1 protein-coding gene is annotated in these 1,007 nt (G+C 64.9%); it reads right to left on the bottom strand.

Annotation, left to right across the window (positions count from 1 at the left end):
* Positions 1-929, bottom strand: a 929-nt coding sequence (locus tag EOA36_RS36065) for a glycosyltransferase (RefSeq protein WP_127281290.1), incomplete at its 3' end; no start/stop codon positions are given.
* Positions 930-1,007: the final 78 nt, after the last annotated feature.

Here is a 1,007-nt window from a genome sequence, read left to right as displayed (position 1 = left end):
CACCTCGCCTGGGCATCTGCCTGCCGATCCTGCGGCACTTGCACTTCTTCCGGCCATCTTGCCAGCAAAAGAACCGCAAATCTGGCCGCGCCGGTCAGATTCATGACGACGATCGGCCAATGCGACAGCTGGAGTTCGCGGTCGAACCGCGGACCACCCGCCAACTCCCGCAAAGCCCCTCTCGTGGCCCAATAGAAATGGCGAAGCAGCCAGGGCGCATGGCGGACATGTTTCAGGCAAAGGGCGCCATTGCCGAAGCTGTAGTCGCGGTGGAGCTTTTCGATCGATTTGCGGTCTCGCCGGCCATGATGATGGAAAACTGTCATATCGGGCACATATTCGACCGGGATGCCGAGCAGCATCGCTCGAACAAGGTAATCCGTGTCTTCCGCTGACCGCAGCGGGCCGCCGGCGCCGAACCGTTCGTCGAAATGACCGATACGGGCCGCGACATCGCGGTGCATCACCATGTTGCAGCCAAGCACGAAGCCGCCCGGATGAACATCGGGGGTGAGCCGCTCGCGCACCCGCGAGCGCTTGATCGTGAACGGCAAATCCCTGGGATCGCCGAGTTCGACGCAGCCGCCACGGATGAGCCATTGTTCGCCGGAAGCATAGTGTCGTTCCAGATCGCGGAGGTAATCGCCATCGATCTCGCAATCATCATCGACGAAGACCAGGACGCGGCCGCGCGCGCGCGCCACACCGGCGTTGCGGGCGGCGGCCAATCCGGGGCGCGGCTCGCGCACGGCTGTGAACGGGATATCGGATATTTCGGCGATGCCGGCCAGGCGCTCCGCCGTGCGGTCGACCGAACCATTGTCGACGACCACGAGTTCGGCCGCGAAGCCGGCATGGGCGCGGCACGCGCTTTGGACCGACCTGATGCAAGCCTCGAGCACGGCGACACGGTTGCGCGTGCATATGATGAAGCTGACCGCCGGCGGCGACCGCTCGGGCCGGGGATCGACGGGGACAAGCTCCGTCCGGCGATCGCGCTGCGTGGG

This window comes from Mesorhizobium sp. M8A.F.Ca.ET.021.01.1.1 (genome assembly GCF_003998025.1).
Taxonomy (GTDB): Bacteria; Pseudomonadota; Alphaproteobacteria; order Rhizobiales; family Rhizobiaceae; genus Mesorhizobium.
Note: the sequence above shows the minus strand (reverse complement) of the source record. Positions and strands in the feature narration are given on the sequence as shown.